Source organism: Agrobacterium sp. T29, assembly GCF_006970545.1.
Classification (GTDB): domain Bacteria; phylum Pseudomonadota; class Alphaproteobacteria; order Rhizobiales; family Rhizobiaceae; genus Agrobacterium; species Agrobacterium leguminum.
The window spans coordinates 2,272,023-2,287,866 of sequence record NZ_CP040640.1; the positions used below are offsets into that span (position 1 = coordinate 2,272,023).

The following is a 15,844-nucleotide window of genomic DNA, read 5'->3' on the forward strand; positions in this document are numbered from 1 at the left end:
TGTCACGCTTTCTTCGCATCGTGGTAGGAATTGCCCTCGGAGAGAACGCCGAGTTCGAAGCCGGAAACACCCTTGCGGAAGGCTGCCGTCTTGGTGGTCTGGAACATGAAGACGAAGGGGCTGTTTTCCATGTGCTCGCGTTGCAGGGCTTCATAAAGCTCCACGCGCTTTGCCGGGTCCTTCTCGTCACGGGCAGCTTCCGCCTTGGCGGCGAAGTCGTCGTTCTTGAAGCGCGAACGCCACAGGAAGGGTTTCGACTTGGCGTCGTCGCCATTGTCCTTGTTGATGTTGAAGACATCGGCGTTGGAATGCGGATCGAAATAATCCGTGCCCCATGCGGAAAGCGCCATCTGGTGCTCGCGGGCACGCATCTTGGTCAGAACCTGACGGTTTTCAGCCGACTGCAGGCGCACCTTGATGCCGATGTCGGCAAGGTTTGCCTGAATGGCCTGCGCCAGATCCGGGTAAGGCTGGGCGGAATAGTGATCCATGCTGATCTCGAAACCATCGGCAAGACCGGCTTCCGCCATCAGCGCCTTGGCCTTTTCGACGTCGCGCTGGTACGGGATGTCGTTGACGGCGCCGGGGAAGCCCTTCGGCTCGAAGCTCTGGTGGATTTCGTGCGTCAGCGGCACGATGTTTTCCTGCATGCCCTTGTAGTCCAGCGCCCACTTGATCGCCTGCCAGACCTGCGGCTTGGCGAGGTTCTCATTGCCCTGGTTGAGCGAGATCAGCACCAGCGAGGCAATGGACTTGCGCTCCAGCTCGATATTCGCATCGTCCTTGACGGTGCGCAGCTGTTCCGACGTCAGGTCGCGGGCAATGTCGATATCGCCCTTCTGCAGCATCAGAAGCTGGGAAGACGGATCGGTGACGTGGCGCAGGATGATGCGCTTGATATTGCCCTTGTAAGGACCGTTCGGATTGACGGTGAGTGCTACGCTTTCGCTCGGCTTCCAGGCCTGCAGAACGAAATCGCCGGAACCGGCGCTGTTCTTCTGCAGCCAGCCATTGCCGAGGTCTTCGCCGGAAGCATTGGCGAGAACCGCCTTCTTTTCGACGATCGCGCCGATATTGGCGGAGAGGCAATAAAGCAGGAAGGAGATGGCGGTCGGCTTTGCCGTCGTCAGCTTCACCGTCTTGTCGTCGGCGGCAACGATGGTCGTTTCGGCATTGTCGGGCGTGAAGCCGAACTGGCTGATGATGAAGGCCGGGCTCTTGTTCATCTTGATGGCGCGCTGCAGCGAGAAGGCGACGTCTTCCGCGGTCACTTTCGCACCGCTCGCGAAGGTCGCTTCGTCACCGATCGTGAAGGTGAAGACCTTGCTGTCCGCATCGGCTTCCCAGGATTTCGCGATGACCGGATCGACCTTGGTCGAATCCTCACGGTTGGCGCGCACCAGCTTCTGATACATGTTGGAGATGATTTCACCGCCGACGGCTTCGAAACCTTCATGCGGGTCAAGGCTCGTCATATTGTCCAGCTGCTGCGCAACAACCAGAATATCCTTCGGCGTCGCGGCAAAGGCCGGAATGCGCGCATAAGAAAGGAACGGAACGGCAGCGCCGGCAATCAGCAGGTTGCGTCTTGAAATCATCGAAAATCCCCTTTCGGACCTTATTTTTCGGAAAACGGTATGGGTTTGCCCCAATCCAGTCATTTTTTTTATGTTTTCCCGCGATTACCATGAGCAAACGAGGCCCGACCAATTCCAAATTTGGCAGAGCCTATGCACGGATTGCATTTGCTCCCGCCTTGACCTTTCCTCTACCAATTCAGAAAACTCGTCCGCACGCGCGTTCGCGCAATCCCATTTCCGAAGGTGAATGACCATGACCGATCAAAAAACCGTACCCGTCTTCGACGGCCACAACGACGTGCTGCTGCGGTTATGGCGATCGGGCAATGCTTCCCCCGAAACGCTTCTTATCGAAGGGGATACCGTCGGCCACATCGACCTGCCGCGCGCCAAGAAAGGCGGGCTGGCCGGTGGCCTCTGCGCCGCCTATGTGCCTTCGCCCAGCATGGACAAGGACGCCAACGGCGACTACCCGACACCTGCCGAAGCGGATGCGCTGAAGGCGACGCTTGCCATGGCCGGCCTTTTGTTCCGGGCCGAGAAACAATCCGCAGGCGCGCTCAAAGTCTGCCGCACGGCCGCCGATATCCGCGACGCCATGGCGAAAGGCGCTTTCGCCTCCATCTTCCATATCGAAGGTGCGGAGGCGATCGGCGCCGATCTGGATGCTCTCCACGTTCTCTACGAAGCGGGCCTGCGCACGCTCGGGCCGGTCTGGAGCCGCCCGAACATCTTCGCTTACGGCGTTCCCTTCCGTTTCCCCTCGACGCCGGATATCGGCCCCGGCCTCACGGATGCCGGCAAGCGGCTGATAAAGACCTGCAACGAGCTGAAGATCATGGTCGACCTGTCGCACATGAACGAGCAGGGTTTCTGGGATATCGCCAAGATTTCCGACGCGCCGCTGGTGGCTTCGCACTCCAACGCCTATGCGCTGTGCAATCACAGCCGCAACCTGACGGATAGGCAGCTTGACGCCATCCGCGACACGGGCGGCCTTGCCGGCATCAATTTCGGCGTTCTGTTCCTTCGGCAGGACGGCGTGAAAAATCCGGATACCGATCTCAACGAACTCGTCCGCCACGTGGACTATATCGTCAACCGCATCGGCATCGATCACGTCGCGCTCGGTTCGGATTTCGACGGCACCACCATTCCCGCCGCCATGAAGGACGCAGCCGATCTGCAATTGCTGGTCGAAGCCCTGCGCAAGGGTGGTTATGACGACGAGGCGCTTGCCAAAATCTGCCACGGCAACTGGATCCGTGTGCTGGAAAAAACCTGGGGCGCGTGAGGCATATTGCAATTTATCTCCGGCGCAAAGCGCCGGAGATGTGAGCGGCAGGCCCTTAAGCCTTTGCCGCTTTTTTCTTGCCGGTCGCCCGGAAAGCCAGAAGCCCGGCGACGACACCGATCATCGCCCATTTCATCGGCAGCACATCCGCCGTCTCGCTGCGGATCGGCAATACGGTCACGGTGCCCGGACGGGATTCATAACCCATCTGCCCTTTCGCCTTGGCCTCCGCGATCTGTTGCGGCGAAACGACCCATTCGGCACCGCGCATCTTATCCACCGCCATGTATCCGCCGCCCGCCACGAGGGCGACGACGAGCGAAACGACTATTCTTGTGGGCGTGTTCATTGGCATCTCCTTCAATCGAAAGGAGCGTGTAGTCGCATCAAACGGCACCACCAAGCAACCGCAACGGTCAATTTGGCGTCATTCGGAACAATCCCGTCAATCATGCATTCCATAGTTGCATTTTCCGCCCCAAACCGGTGAAATTCACGCATGATCGGCCACAAACTTCACATCGACACTTCATGCTTTTCTGCTAATCACATTTCCTCAACCTAAACGAATTAGCGACACAATCCTGTGGTTCGCCAACAGGAACTGGCGCTGGGCAAAGTAAATGGCAGACAAGAGCGAAATTACACAAACCGATGTTACGGAATCTGCGGTTGAAAGCTTTTTTGCCAGAAACCGCCCCTATCTGACCGCGATCGCCATTACGCTGGTCTTCGTGATGATGACTTTCGCCATCTATCACCTGACCTCCGAAGTCCGTTATGACGACGTCATCGATGCGCTGACGCAGACCTCGGCCTCGGCGGTGCTGCTCGCCATCGTTTTCACCGCGCTCAGCTTTCTGGCGCTGATATTCTACGACGCCAATGCCATCGAATATATCGGCCGCAAGCTGCCCTTTCCGCCCATGGCGGCAACTGCGTTTGCGGCCTATGCCATCGGCAATACTGCCGGTTTCGGCCCCTTGAGCGGTGGCGCCATCCGCTTTCGCGCCTATTCCCGGCTGGGTCTGTCACCCGGCGAAATCGCCCGCGTCATCGCCTTCGTCACGCTGTCCTTCGGGCTTGGGCTGCTTTCGGTCAGCGCCATCTCCACCTTCATCGTCGCACCGCGCATCGCCGCCATCATCGGCGTCGATGCCGTTATTCTCAGGGGTGCAGCGCTTGCCATAATCGCAATTCTCGTGGCGGCCGCCTATGTCGGACGCAACGGGCGCGCCATCCGGCTCGGCGCATGGCGGCTTCGTCTCCCGGACAGCCGGACATCGTCGCGCCAGTTCCTGGTCTCCGCTTTCGATATCGCCGCCTCCGCCTCCGTGCTTTATGTCCTGCTGCCCGACACACATCTCGGCTGGCCGACATTTTTCGCCATCTACGCCACCGCCGTCGGCCTCGGCGTGCTCAGCCATGTGCCCGCCGGCCTTGGCGTCTTCGAAACCGTCATGGTTGCGGGGCTTGGCAACGCCATCAGCGTCGATCAGCTGCTCGGAAGCCTCGTTCTCTACCGCGTGATCTATCACGTCCTGCCGCTGGTGGTGGCCATTCTGGTCATGCTCGTCTCGGAGATGAAGCAGTTCGCGGCAAAGCCTGTTGTCTCCGATATCAGCCAGCTTGCCGTCAGGCTCGCACCGCCGCTGCTATCGACCTTCGCGATGATCCTCGGCACCATGCTGATCTTCTCGAGTGTGACGCCGACACCGGACAGCAATCTGGATTTCCTCTCCAATTTCGTGCCGCTTCCCATCGTCGAGGCGGCGCATTTTCTCACAAGCATTCTCGGCCTCGTCCTTGTCGTCGCCTCGCGCGGCCTCGGGCAGCGGCTGGACGGCGCCTGGTGGATTGCGCTGGTCGCCGCCTCGTTGGCGCTGGTCCTCTCGCTCCTCAAGGCCATTGCGGTCTTCGAAGCCGCCATCCTCGGCGTCTTCATCGCGGCCCTCTCCGTCAATATGCGCAGCTTTAACCGCCATGCCTCGTTGGTGAAGCAGGCGCTGGGCCCAAGCTGGCTCGCCGCCATGGCCGTCATCATTGCGGGCGCGGCGACAATCCTGCTCTTCGTTTATCGCGATACGGATTACAGCCAGACATTATGGTGGCAGTTCGAATTCTCCGAGGAAGCGCCGCGCGGATTGCGCGCCCTTCTCGGCCTCGTGCTTGCCTCCTCCACCATCGCCATCTTCAGCCTGATGCGGCCGGTGGCCTTCAGGCCGGACGCCATCAAGGCCGACGACGTCACGAGTGCGACCGGCATCGTCATGAAACAGGATGCGGCCGACGCCAATCTGGTGCGCATGGGCGACAAACACGTGATGTTCTCCGAAAGCGGCAACGCCTTCATCATGTATGGCATCCAGGGCCGCTCCTGGATCGCCTTCGCCGATCCGGTCGGCGATGAGGACGATTTCCCCGATCTCGTCTGGCAATTCGTGGAAGCCGCCCGTTCGGCGGGCGCACGCGCCGCCTTCTACCAGATTTCGCCTTATCTTCTGTCCCATTGCGCCGATGCGGGCCTTCGCGCCTTCAAACTCGGTGAATTGGCGCTGGTGGATCTTACCGCCTTCGAACTGAAAGGCGGCAAGCTCGCAACCCTTCGCCAGTCGCTGAGCCGTGGCGCACGCGACGGTCTGACCTTTGAAGTGGTCGAAAAAGCGCATGTCGCGGATGTTCTGGACGACCTGAAACAGGTCTCCGACGGTTGGCTCGCGCACCATAACACGCGGGAAAAACGCTTCTCGCTCGGCGCTTTCGAGCCGGACTACATCCTGTCGCAGCCCGTCGCCGTGCTGCGTAAGGATGGAAAGATCACCGCCTTCGCCAACCTGATGGTGACGGACACGAAAAAGGAAGCCACCGTCGACCTCATGCGCTTTTCGCCGGATGCGCCGCGCGGCGCGATGGATTTCCTCTTCGTCAGCATCATGCAATATCTGCGGGAGGCGGGTTATGAGAGCTTCAATCTTGGCATGGCGCCCATGTCCGGCATGTCGAAACGCGACGCGGCCCCGGTCTGGGACCGCATCGGCAGCACGCTGTTCGAACACGGCGAACGTTTCTACAACTTCAAGGGACTTCGCGCTTTCAAGGCAAAGTTCCACCCGAAATGGGAACCGCGTTACCTTGCCGTGCAGAACGGCGCAGACGCCGCTCTGGCGCTAATGGACGCGACGGTTCTCATCAGCGGCGGCGTCAGAGGAGTGATCGGAAAATGAGAAAATCCAGCATGCTGAAAGCGGTTCTTGCCGCCTCCGCCCTGTTCGCCTCCCCCTTGTTCGTTTCTGGCGCTGTTTTTGCGCAGGACAAGCCCGCTTACGAGACCGGCATGATCCCCGCCGGGCACATCATGGTGCCGGATGGCGATATCCTCGCCAGCGTCTTCCTGATTTCCGATGCGGACGGATGGACGGCCGCCGATGAAACCCGCGCCAAGGCACTGGTGGAAAAAGGCGCAGCCGTGGTCGGCATCGACTTCAAGGAATATCTGAAGGCGCTCGAGGCCGATGACGACGAGTGCATCTATATGATCTCGGACATCGAGTCGCTCTCGCAGCAGATTCAGCGCACCGCCGGCACGAGCAGCTATCGCCAGCCCATCCTCACCGGCATCGGCAAGGGCGGAACGCTGGCGCTGGCGATGATCGCGCAGAGCCCCGTTTCCACCGTCCGGGAAGCCATCGCCGTCGACCCCAAGGCCGGCCTGCCGCTTGAGAAAATCCTCTGCACCCCCGCCACCAAGGACAAGGCGGATGGCGAAACGGTCTATGGCCTGACCGACGGCCCGCTGCCCGCCCCCGTCAGCGTGCTGTTCACGCCTGCCGCGGATCAGAAGGGCCGCGACCACGTCAATGCGCTCGTCAAACTGCATCCCGATATCGACGTGACGGATGTGGATGACAAGGCGGACGAGGTTCTGACCCAGACCCTGTCCGACCAGATCGACGCCGCAGGCGACACCGACAGCCCGCTCGGCCTGCCGATCAAGGTTCTGGAAACCAGCCCGGTGATGGACACCATGGCGGTGATCTATTCCGGCGACGGCGGCTGGCGCGATCTCGATGAGGAAGTCGGCGGCGCCTTCCAGAAGGAAGGCATACCCGTCATCGGCGTCGATTCGCTCCGCTATTTCTGGAAGGAAAAGAAACCGCAGGAGGTCGCCACAGATCTCGGCCGCATCATCGACACCTATCGCAAGGAATGGAAAGTCCGCAATGTGGTGTTGATCGGCTATTCCTTCGGTGCCGATATTCTTCCCGCCACCTATAATCTGCTGCCGGACCGCGACAAGTCGCATGTCGTGCAACTGACCCTGATGGGACTTTCGACCGAAGTGGATTTCGAGATTTCCGTCGAAGGCTGGCTTGGCGTTGCCGGTGAAGGCAAGGGCGGCAAGACGGTGGATGACATCGCCAAGATCGATCCGAAGCTGGTGCAATGCATCTATGGCACGGAAGAAGAAGATGAAGACCCCTGCCCCGGCCTGAAAGCCAAGGGCGTGGAAGCGGTCGGCATCGAGGGCGGCCACCATTTTGACGAGGACTATGAGGGACTGGCCAAGCGTATCGTGACCTCGCTGAAGACCCGGCTGCCGAAATAGCCTGCATCATCACAGGCCGATATTCCGCATCTCGGATAATCTTTGACGGCGAACGCATCGCCGATGCTTCTTCGCGTCGCGGCCGTGCTTGCGGAATCGCTTAAACTATTATTCAAAAGAAACCGGCCTGCAGTGGATGTTCATCACATTTCCGCAACCGTGCTGCTGTTGATCGCCAACCATGGATTTTATATTTCCGGACGGGTTCAGGGAGCCGCCGCATGCCCGCTTCAAAGCGAAAGACGAAAACACCAGTCCTCGTGGAACGCATCGATCATTTCGTCAGCCAGGTCAAAGAGGCGATGAAGAGCGATGACACGCTGCGCAACAGAAAAATCCGCGATCTGTGGGATGCCGAGGTCCGCTACCATTTCGACAATGGCCGCACCGAAAAGACGCTCGAACTCTACATCATGAAATATCGCAATGCGCTTAAGGCCGAGTTCGGCGTCAAGAGCACACCGCTTGCCATCTGCAACATGAAGAAGCTGCGCGAGCGGCTGAACACCTATATCGCGCGCGCCGACTATACGAAAACCGGCGTGGCGACCTCCATCGTCGAAAAAATCGAGCGGGCGGAGTTCAATACCGCCGGTCGCAAGCCGACCGTTCTGCTGCGCATCGCGGATTTCATTGCGGCGATGAACGGCATGGGAACGAAAGAAGAGATGCAGACCCTGTGGAATGCTGAAATCAGCACCATGAAGGGCAGAGCCCAGACCACGATCATCTCCTACATCACCAAATATCGCAACGCCATCCGCGAGGCCTTCGGCGACGACCATCCGATGCTGAAGATCGCCACCGGCGATGCCGCGATGTATGACGATGCACGCCGGGTGAAGATGGAGAAGATCGCCAGAAAGCACGGCGCGCTGATCACCTTCGAGAATTACCGGCAGGTTCTGAAGATTTGCGCCGATAAGCTCCTGTCCGCCGATCCCCTGATGATCGGCATCGGCCTGATCGGCATGACGGGACGCCGCCCCTACGAGGTCTTCACCCAGGCGGAATTTTCACCTGCCCCCTATGGCAAGGGCGTTTCCAAATGGAGCCTCCTGTTCAACGGCCAGGCCAAGACGAAACAGGGCGAAGGAACGAAATTCGGGATTACCTATGAAATCCCGGTGCTTGCCCGTTCGGAAACCATTCTGGCCGCCTATAGGCGCCTGCGCGAAAGCGGACAGGGAAAATTGTGGCATGGCATGTCGATCGACGATTTTTCGTCGGAAACCCGCCTGCTGCTCCGGGACACGGTTTTTAACCTGTTCGAGGATCTCTGGCCGAAGGAAGAGCTTCCCAAGCCCTATGGCCTCCGGCACCTCTATGCCGAGGTGGCCTTTCACAATTTCGCGCCGCCGCATGTGACCAAGAACAGCTACTTCGCCGCCATTCTCGGACATAACAACAACGACCTCGAAACCTCGCTGTCCTATATGACCTATACACTGCCGGAAGATCGCGACGATGCGCTGGCACGGGCCAAACGCATCAACGAACGGACGTTGCAGCAGATGGCGACAATCGCGCCGGTGTCCCGCAAGGCGTGATGCGTTAACGTCATTTTCCGGGTGTAAAACCGCTCGGCAGCTTTGTCGGAAATGCTCCGGCCGCGGATTTCAGTCCTCCGCGGCCGGCCGTTTCATTCATCAAACCCGCGCGTCACCGGAGGTGCGGTAAAGCAGGGTCAATACCGTCAGCATCAGCCCCACAAGTGCGACCGAGCCGAAAATGTAGAAATTCCACTCGGGCGCCAGACCCCGCTGCAGTACGAGGCCGCCGATCATCGGGCCGGCAATGCCGCCGAGCCGCCCGACCGCCAGCGAAAAACCGAGACCCGTGCCGCGAATATGAACGGGGTAGAGCCGTCCCACCAGAACATTGGCGAGAATCTGCGTGCCGATGGTGCCCGCACCCGCAAGGGCGACGAAGGCATAAAGAAGCGGACCCTTGTTCACCGTCAGGGCGAAGATCGAGGCGGCGCCGATGGCAAACAGGATCGCCACGACCACCTTGACGTTGCCCTTATCCGCAAACCGCCCGCCGATGAGAATGCCGATCGCAGCCCCGACATTGAGCATGACGGAAAAGCTGAGCGCCGAACTGATATCATAACCCATCTTGTTCATGATGGTGGGCAGCCAGTTGACCATACCGAAGGTGAGAAGCAGCGAGCAGAAGTGGATACCCCAGGCATTCAGCGTCGAGAGCAGCCGGCCTTCCGAGAACAGCGCGCCGACGCCGCCCTTTTGAATTTTCGCATGCGGCACGATGCGTTGCAGACCGTAGCTGTCGCAAATGCCGTCAGCCTCCGCCTGCCGCCCCTTGCTTGCCAGCCATTCGGGCGATTCCGGCAGGAACCGCATGAAGATCGGCATAAGAATAAGCGGCAGGCCGCCGATCAGCATCAAGGGCCGCCAGCCATAGGTCTCCAGAAGAAGGATGCCCATGACGCCGGAAATGATGCCGCCGATAAGATAACCGAGGAAAGACAGGGAATTGGCCTGCGCCCTGCGATGCGGCGGCGAAAATTCCAGCACCAGCGCGGTGACCGTCGGCAACAGCGCGCCAAGCCCGAGACCGGCGAAGAAGCGTGTGATTTCGAAGGCGAGAAAATTCGGCGTCATGGCCGAGGCGATCATCATCGCCGAAAAGCCGGCGAGGCTGAGAAGAACCACCTTGCGGCGGCCGATGCGGTCGGCCATGGTGCCGGCAAATAGCGCGCCGAGCAGCATGCCCACCAGCGTCAGCGCGGCGGCGCGCCCAACCATGGCCGGATTGAGCGCCCATGCGCTTTCTTTCAAGAGTGCCGGTGCGACGGCGCCGTAAACGACCAAATCGTAACCGTCAAACATGATCATCAGGCCGCATGTCGCAATAACGCCGGCCGGGTTCTTCGTCCGCGCTGACGCGGCGCTCAGATAATTCGTGGACATGTTCCTCCCTTTCACGCATGAACGCGCCATCCGGTATGGATAAGCGTCTCCCGTTCCTGCGATATCCTCCGTGAGTGCCCGGCGTGCTCCACACTGATATGTGTCCTGCTCCTGTCAAGCACATATCGCCAGCATCACCCGCCTTCGATTAAATGTTGCATTTGCAAAAATTGCAAATGAAATATTAACAAGTGCCAGGCGCATCGCGCCGACGAAATTCAGCCGGGCCCCAGCCCGGAAATCGTCGACAGCGTCGGCGTCCAGCTCAAAATATGAATGCGGTTATAAACACCGTGAATGACGAATGGATCGGCATCGCTGAAGGCGATGACATCTTCGATCGAGCGCGCCTGCGCAATAATGAGGGCGGCGGATGGGCCGTCGGCAACCGCGCTCATCGGACCGGAGACAAGAATCTTGAACCCTTCCGCCATCGCCTCGCCATTGCGCAGATGGGCCTTGTGGGCCTCTATCTGCGCCGCCCGTTGCGCGGCCGCAGCGGGATCGCTTTCGGCGAAACGCACGTAAAGCCGGGTTCGGTCGCTCCCGCCGTTCATCGGGCGAGCACGAAATCGTGGTTCACCGACCAGAACCAGTCGCCGATGAAACCCAGATCCCGCGCCTTCTGCGCATCCTCCACCCGCTGGAAATCGGCGAGCAGACTTTCTTTTACGCCGAAGACCGCATCCGAACGGATATAGGGATCGTCGGGATCGAAGATATGGGTGACGAGCGTGGTGAAGCCTTCGGCCGAAACGATATAGTGCAAATGCGCCGGCCGGTAAGGATGCCGCCCCATGGCGCGCAGCAACTGCCCGACCGGACCATCATCGGGGATCGGATAATATTTCGGCTTGGCGGCCCGAAACCAATAGCGCCCGTCCTCGCCGGTGATGAAGACGCCGCGCAGGTTGAAATCGGGCTGGATGCCCTTCTGCTGCACGTCATAAAAACCTTCGTCATTGGCCTGCCAGACATCGATACGCGCGCCGGCGACCGGCGCTCCCTCGGTATCGAGGATACGGCCCGTGACCACCATATCCTCACCCTTGCCATCGAGGCAGATATTCGCACCCATCGGCATTTCCGGCGCATCCGCGACATGGAAGGGGCCGAGAACGGTCGATTCCGACGCGCCGCTCGGCTTGCGATGGTTGATGGCGTCGACCAGCATGGAGACGCCGAGAATATCGGAAAACAGGATCCATTCCTGCCGCCATTCATTGCAGATCTGGCCGACCTCGGTGAGGAAATGAATGGCCTTCATCCACTCCTCCTCGGTCGGTTCGATTTCCTTCACCACCTCATGCAGTTTGCGCGTCACCACCGCCATGATTTCCCTCAGACGCGGATCGTCACAGTCGCGCATCCGCGCGATCACGGTTTCAGCCGAACGTTCCTCGACGAAGTAGCCATCATCATTGCTTATCTTCATATCCATCGTCTCCTCCCATCACTCCGGCCGCGCGCCCTCGAAGGCGCGTTGCAAAAGGTCGCGGATCGCAGTTTTTTCGATTGGCCGCGGGCACCAGTAAGGATTGGCCGTTGCAAGCTCCGCCATGCGGTCGAGATCGTCCGCCCGGACCCCGAGAGCGACAAGGCTCGACGGCGCGCCAAGCCGGGCGGCAAAATCGTAGAGCCCCGCCCCTGCCCTGCCGCCGACAAGAGCGGCGAGCGGCGCGAGCAGATCCGGCACCGCCTGTTCCACATAGGCGATGGTATGCGGCAGAAGCACCGCATGGGTTTCCGCATGCGGCAGATCGAGACTGCCGCCCAACGTGTGGCAAAGCTTGTGATGCAGCGACATGCCGACGGCGCCAAGCACCGCGCCGCACAGCCACGCACCATAAAGCGCGGTCTCGCGCGCTTTGACATCCTGCGGCGCAGCTTTCACGCCGGGAAGCGCCTCGATCATCGCTCGCAGCCCCTCAACCGCCATCAGGCCAGCGATGGGATTGCGGTCCCGCGCATAAAGCGCCTCCGCCGCATGCGCCATGGCGTTCAGCCCGCTCGTCATGCTGATGGCGACCGGCAATCCAAGCGTCAGTTCCGCATCGTAAATCACCACTTCCGGCAGGATTTCCGGCCCGCGCATGGTGGTCTTCACCCCGTTTTCCGTCTGGCCGAGAATGGGCGTCACCTCGGAGCCGGCATAGGTGGTCGGGATGACGATCTGCGCCGCATCGGTGCGCAGCGCAATGGCCTTGCCGAGACCGGTGGTGGAACCGCCGCCGAGCGCCACAACGCAATCCGCTCCGGTGGCGCGATAGGCTTCGACCGCGTTTTTCGTCACCTCGACCGGCGTATGCATGGCCGCATCGGAGAAGACACCCACGGCAAGCCGGCCGAGCCGGGCGGCAAGCGCCTCCGCGTCGCCCTTCTGCTGCGGCGTGGAAAGCACCAGCGCCCGCGACAGGCCGAGGCGGCGGATTTCCTCCGCCACGCCCGCCGAGCTGCCCGCGCCGAAGACGATGCGGGCGGGCGCGGCCATATAAACGAAAGGCTGCATGGTTCAACGCCCGTCGAGCTTGAACAGGCGGCGCGCATTGGTGCGGCCGATCTTCACCCGGTCTGCCTCGGCGATGGTCGTCGCGTTGAACCAGTCGGAGGCGTGATCGATATTCTCGAAGGGCCAGTCCGTGGAAAACAGGATGCGATCCGCACCGATTTCCAGAATGGCGTCGATCAGCGTCTGGGTGCGGAAGTTGCCCGAGGTGGTGATGTGGAAATTCTCGTTGAAATAATCCACGAAACGGCGCTTGGCCGGATAACGCGGCGGCAGCTTCACCCAGGCATTGCGGTGGTCGATGCGCCACATCATGTAGGGCAGGCCCTCGCCCATATGGCCGAGGATGATGTTGAGGCGCGGATGCTCGTCGAACAGGCCGGACGCCATCAGACGCAATGCGTGCACCGCCGTTTCCTGCGCGAAAGCCCAGGTGGGGCCGAGCAGCCAGGGATGGCCGTCATAAATCCGAGAATCCTGCGGCAGCGGGTTGCGCGGATGCAGGTAGAAGGGCACATCGAGCTTTTCCACCTCGCCCCAGAATGGACGATATTGCGGCAGGTCGTAATAAAGCGGCGTCTGGCCATCGCCCTCCTGGCTGAAACCGTTGACGAGAGCGCCGACGAAACCGAGATCGTTGACGCAGCGCTGAAGCTCCTGCGTCGCCGCATCAGGGTCCTGCAATGGCAGGGCTGCGAAGGCGAGGAAACGATCCGGCCGCCTGGCGCATTCTTCGGCGAGGACGTCATTTGCCCGCCGCGCGATCTCGATCGCCTTCTTCCTGTCGGGAATGGCCTGCACCGCCGGCGCGTTCAGCGACAGGATCATGGTTTCGATGCCATGCGCATCCATCAGCTTCAGGCGCGTATCCTGAATGTCGAGCAGGCGGTGCTGCAGTTCCTTCCAGTAATCGCCGGGTACGAACCCGGCCGAATCCTGAAGCGTTTCCGGGATTGCGAAATGCTCCTCGAGAGCGACCTTGCCTTGCATGTGGTTTCCTCCGAATTCACTCTTTGATTTGCCGCCCGAGAGGCGATCAATATTGACCCTTGGGTTCCAGCCCGAGCATGCTCTGGCCGATCATGGTGCCCACGGCGTCCCAGTTCATGCTGATATGGCGGCCGACCGCATTCGCATCCCGCCACGCCCGTTGCACCGGGTTGGAAAGATCGAGCCCGACGCCGCCGGTGGAGTCGTTGAGCGCCTGCACGGCGCGCAGGGCGAGAGACACCGCAAAGGACTGGCCGCGACGGCTGAGAAGACGGTCATCCACCGTAAATTCCGCCCGGCCTTCGATCCTTGCCTGCGAGAGCGCCTGTGCGCGGGCAACATCGCGCAGCAATATTTCGCAAGCCGCATCGACGCTCGCCGCTGCTTCCGCGACGCGCAGCTGGATGGTCGGAAATTCGGCCATGCGATTATTGCCGCCCGCCACCGCACCGCGCGTCACCCGGCCGCCGACGTGATCGACATAGGCGGCAAGCGCGCCCCTGGCCGCGCCGACGCCTGCCGCCGCGAGACAGGAGGGAATGCCGGTCAGAAGCGGCATGTTGAACAGACCTTCCTCCGCATAATAATGCCCGCCGGGCGTCTTTCCGCTGGTGGCGTCCGGAAAGGTCAGAACCCGGTGTTTGGGAACGACGACATCATCGAGAACGAGCGTCTTGGACCCCGTGCCGGCCAGGCCCACAACATGCCAGGTGTCTTCAATCACATATTGCCCGGCGGGAACCAGCAGGAAGGCCGGAACCGGCTTGCCCTCGCCCTGCGGCGGCAGAATGGCGGCGCAGAGGGACCATTGCGCGTTTTCGCAGCCCGAGGCGAAAGCCCATTTGCCGCTGAGGCGATAACCGCCATCGGCGAGCTCCGCCATCTTCACCGGCGCATAGGAACCGCACAGGAGTGCATCGGGGTTTTCACCCCAGACATCGGCCTGCGCCTCTTCCGGAAACATCGCCAGCAGCCATTGATGGGCCGACAGCAGGCCGGCGACCCAGCCGGTCGACGCACAGGCGGCCGAAAGCTCGATATTGGCCTCGACCAGCTCGGCGAAATCTCCGCCCTTGCCGCCGAAGGCGCGGGGCTTGACGATATCGAAATAACCGATGCCGCGTAGCGCCTCGATGTGGCTGGCCGGAACGCGCCGGGCCTCCTCCGTCTGTCTGGCGCTTGCCCGGAAAAGATCGGCTATGCCGGTAACGCGGCTTGCGAGGCGGGCACGCGGGTTCGTTTGCGCCGGCAGCGGCGCATGGCTCATATCGTTCATGATTGTCTCCTTGCGGACTTTACTGGCCGGACTTTACTGGCCGGATGTTGCTGGCCGGGCGTTATCCCGCCGGGATTATCTGGGCGGCAATGATCAGGCGGGCAGGCTCGCGGGGCTTGCGGCGCAATATTGGGCGTTTTCGTAAAGAAGCGGCCGTGTCGTCTCGCTGACATCGGCCGAAACAACCTGCCCGATGAAGACGGTATGGGTTCCGTAAGGCATGGCCGCAACCCGGCGGCAGGCGATGGCGGCATGGGCCGTGGGCAGATAGAGAACGCCATTGTCGTGGCGCTGCCATTGACCGTCGCGGAAACGCTCTTCCGGCGACACCTTGCCGCTGAAGGCGTCCGACAGGGCAATCTGATCCTGCGTCAGCACATTGACGATGAAATCGGGCCGGCACAGCAGCAGTTCATGCAGCAGGGTGCGATTGTTCAGGCAAACCAGCAGGGACGGCGGCTCCATTGAGACCGAAGTGACGGCCGTGACCGTCATGCCGTGATCGCGCTGATCACCCGAAGCACAGGCCGTGATAACCGTCACAGTCGCCGGGAAACGGCGCATCGTTGAACGGAAATTCTGACCGACGCCTTCAGGCGCAAGGCTGCTCAGGCCAAACAATGCTGATGTCATGAGATCCTCCCAAATCCTGCAGT

The 15,844-nt window shown here is 60.8% G+C and carries 13 protein-coding genes; 4 read left to right on the plus strand and 9 right to left on the minus strand.

Annotated features, from left to right (window positions below):
• Positions 1-2: 2 nt before the first annotated feature.
• A complete protein-coding gene (locus tag FGF54_RS11535; RefSeq protein WP_142779722.1) occupies positions 3-1,598 on the minus strand; it encodes an ABC transporter substrate-binding protein in 1,596 nt (531 codons plus the stop codon).
• Positions 1,599-1,833: 235 nt separating this feature from the next.
• Here FGF54_RS11535 and FGF54_RS11540 point away from each other — a divergent pair, with 235 nt between their 5' ends.
• Positions 1,834-2,874 (plus strand): dipeptidase, encoded by a 1,041-nt coding sequence (locus tag FGF54_RS11540; protein WP_142779723.1) that lies wholly within the window; start codon positions 1,834-1,836, stop codon positions 2,872-2,874.
• A 55-nt stretch (positions 2,875-2,929) separates the two neighbouring features.
• Here FGF54_RS11540 and FGF54_RS11545 read toward each other — a convergent pair whose 3' ends face one another.
• Complete coding sequence (locus FGF54_RS11545) at positions 2,930-3,223, minus strand: hypothetical protein (RefSeq protein WP_020810151.1); 294 nt, start codon at positions 3,221-3,223, stop codon at positions 2,930-2,932.
• 274 nt (positions 3,224-3,497) lie between these two features.
• On the opposite strand from FGF54_RS11545, the gene mprF reads away from it, so the two are divergent.
• The 3 genes from mprF (at position 3,498) to FGF54_RS11560 (ending at position 9,030) form a co-directional block, all read left to right on the plus strand.
• Positions 3,498-6,098 (plus strand): bifunctional lysylphosphatidylglycerol flippase/synthetase MprF, encoded by a 2,601-nt coding sequence (gene mprF / locus FGF54_RS11550; RefSeq protein ID WP_142779724.1) that lies wholly within the window; start codon positions 3,498-3,500, stop codon positions 6,096-6,098.
• The gene (locus FGF54_RS11555) at positions 6,095-7,480 is read left to right on the plus strand and encodes a virulence factor (RefSeq protein WP_059755126.1); all 1,386 of its coding nucleotides are present in this window, start codon (positions 6,095-6,097) and stop codon (positions 7,478-7,480) included. The genes mprF and FGF54_RS11555 overlap by 4 nt, the downstream gene beginning before the upstream one ends.
• Before the next feature lie 221 nt (positions 7,481-7,701).
• Positions 7,702-9,030 carry a telomere resolvase gene (locus FGF54_RS11560; RefSeq protein ID WP_142779725.1) on the plus strand — a complete coding sequence of 443 codons (1,329 nt, stop codon included), beginning with the start codon at positions 7,702-7,704 and terminating at the stop codon, positions 9,028-9,030.
• A 99-nt stretch (positions 9,031-9,129) separates the two neighbouring features.
• Here FGF54_RS11560 and FGF54_RS11565 read toward each other — a convergent pair whose 3' ends face one another.
• The 7 genes from FGF54_RS11565 to graD all read right to left on the minus strand — a co-directional run bounded on the left by FGF54_RS11565 (position 9,130) and on the right by graD (position 15,821).
• Positions 9,130-10,416, minus strand: a complete 1,287-nt coding sequence (locus FGF54_RS11565) for an aromatic acid/H+ symport family MFS transporter (protein WP_168208073.1) — start codon at positions 10,414-10,416, stop codon at positions 9,130-9,132.
• 218 nt (positions 10,417-10,634) lie between these two features.
• A complete protein-coding gene (locus tag FGF54_RS11570; RefSeq protein ID WP_142779727.1) occupies positions 10,635-10,973 on the minus strand; it encodes a YciI family protein in 339 nt (112 codons plus the stop codon).
• Positions 10,970-11,857: a hydroxyquinol 1,2-dioxygenase gene (graB, locus tag FGF54_RS11575; RefSeq protein ID WP_142779728.1), complete on the minus strand. Its 888-nt coding sequence runs from the start codon at positions 11,855-11,857 to the stop codon at positions 10,970-10,972. Before graB ends, FGF54_RS11570 begins: the two co-directional genes overlap by 4 nt.
• Before the next feature lie 12 nt (positions 11,858-11,869).
• The gene (gene graC, locus FGF54_RS11580) at positions 11,870-12,925 is read right to left on the minus strand and encodes a maleylacetate reductase (RefSeq protein WP_142779729.1); all 1,056 of its coding nucleotides are present in this window, start codon (positions 12,923-12,925) and stop codon (positions 11,870-11,872) included.
• A 3-nt stretch (positions 12,926-12,928) separates the two neighbouring features.
• Positions 12,929-13,912: a gamma-resorcylate decarboxylase gene (tsdA, locus tag FGF54_RS11585; RefSeq protein ID WP_059755140.1), complete on the minus strand. Its 984-nt coding sequence runs from the start codon at positions 13,910-13,912 to the stop codon at positions 12,929-12,931.
• Between the two features lie 46 nt (positions 13,913-13,958).
• Positions 13,959-15,188 carry an FADH(2)-dependent resorcinol hydroxylase oxygenase component gene (gene graA, locus FGF54_RS11590; protein WP_137003987.1) on the minus strand — a complete coding sequence of 410 codons (1,230 nt, stop codon included), beginning with the start codon at positions 15,186-15,188 and terminating at the stop codon, positions 13,959-13,961.
• A 93-nt stretch (positions 15,189-15,281) separates the two neighbouring features.
• Positions 15,282-15,821 (minus strand): FADH(2)-dependent resorcinol hydroxylase reductase component, encoded by a 540-nt coding sequence (gene graD, locus FGF54_RS11595; RefSeq protein WP_020810141.1) that lies wholly within the window; start codon positions 15,819-15,821, stop codon positions 15,282-15,284.
• Positions 15,822-15,844 lie beyond the last annotated feature (23 nt).

What these genes read in the sequence shown, in the direction of transcription:
- FGF54_RS11535 (WP_142779722.1), bottom strand. Translation starts at nt 1,598, where the DNA reads ATGATTTCAAGACGCAACCTGCTGATTGCCGGCGCTGCCGTTCCGTTC.
- FGF54_RS11540 (WP_142779723.1), top strand. Translation starts at nt 1,834, where the DNA reads ATGACCGATCAAAAAACCGTACCCGTCTTCGACGGCCACAACGACGTG.
- FGF54_RS11545 (WP_020810151.1), bottom strand. Translation starts at nt 3,223, where the DNA reads ATGAACACGCCCACAAGAATAGTCGTTTCGCTCGTCGTCGCCCTCGTG.
- mprF (WP_142779724.1), top strand. Translation starts at nt 3,498, where the DNA reads ATGGCAGACAAGAGCGAAATTACACAAACCGATGTTACGGAATCTGCG.
- FGF54_RS11555 (WP_059755126.1), top strand. Translation starts at nt 6,095, where the DNA reads ATGAGAAAATCCAGCATGCTGAAAGCGGTTCTTGCCGCCTCCGCCCTG.
- FGF54_RS11560 (WP_142779725.1), top strand. Translation starts at nt 7,702, where the DNA reads ATGCCCGCTTCAAAGCGAAAGACGAAAACACCAGTCCTCGTGGAACGC.
- FGF54_RS11565 (WP_168208073.1), bottom strand. Translation starts at nt 10,416, where the DNA reads ATGTCCACGAATTATCTGAGCGCCGCGTCAGCGCGGACGAAGAACCCG.
- FGF54_RS11570 (WP_142779727.1), bottom strand. Translation starts at nt 10,973, where the DNA reads ATGAACGGCGGGAGCGACCGAACCCGGCTTTACGTGCGTTTCGCCGAA.
- graB (WP_142779728.1), bottom strand. Translation starts at nt 11,857, where the DNA reads ATGGATATGAAGATAAGCAATGATGATGGCTACTTCGTCGAGGAACGT.
- graC (WP_142779729.1), bottom strand. Translation starts at nt 12,925, where the DNA reads ATGCAGCCTTTCGTTTATATGGCCGCGCCCGCCCGCATCGTCTTCGGC.
- tsdA (WP_059755140.1), bottom strand. Translation starts at nt 13,912, where the DNA reads ATGCAAGGCAAGGTCGCTCTCGAGGAGCATTTCGCAATCCCGGAAACG.
- graA (WP_137003987.1), bottom strand. Translation starts at nt 15,188, where the DNA reads ATGAACGATATGAGCCATGCGCCGCTGCCGGCGCAAACGAACCCGCGT.
- graD (WP_020810141.1), bottom strand. Translation starts at nt 15,821, where the DNA reads ATGACATCAGCATTGTTTGGCCTGAGCAGCCTTGCGCCTGAAGGCGTC.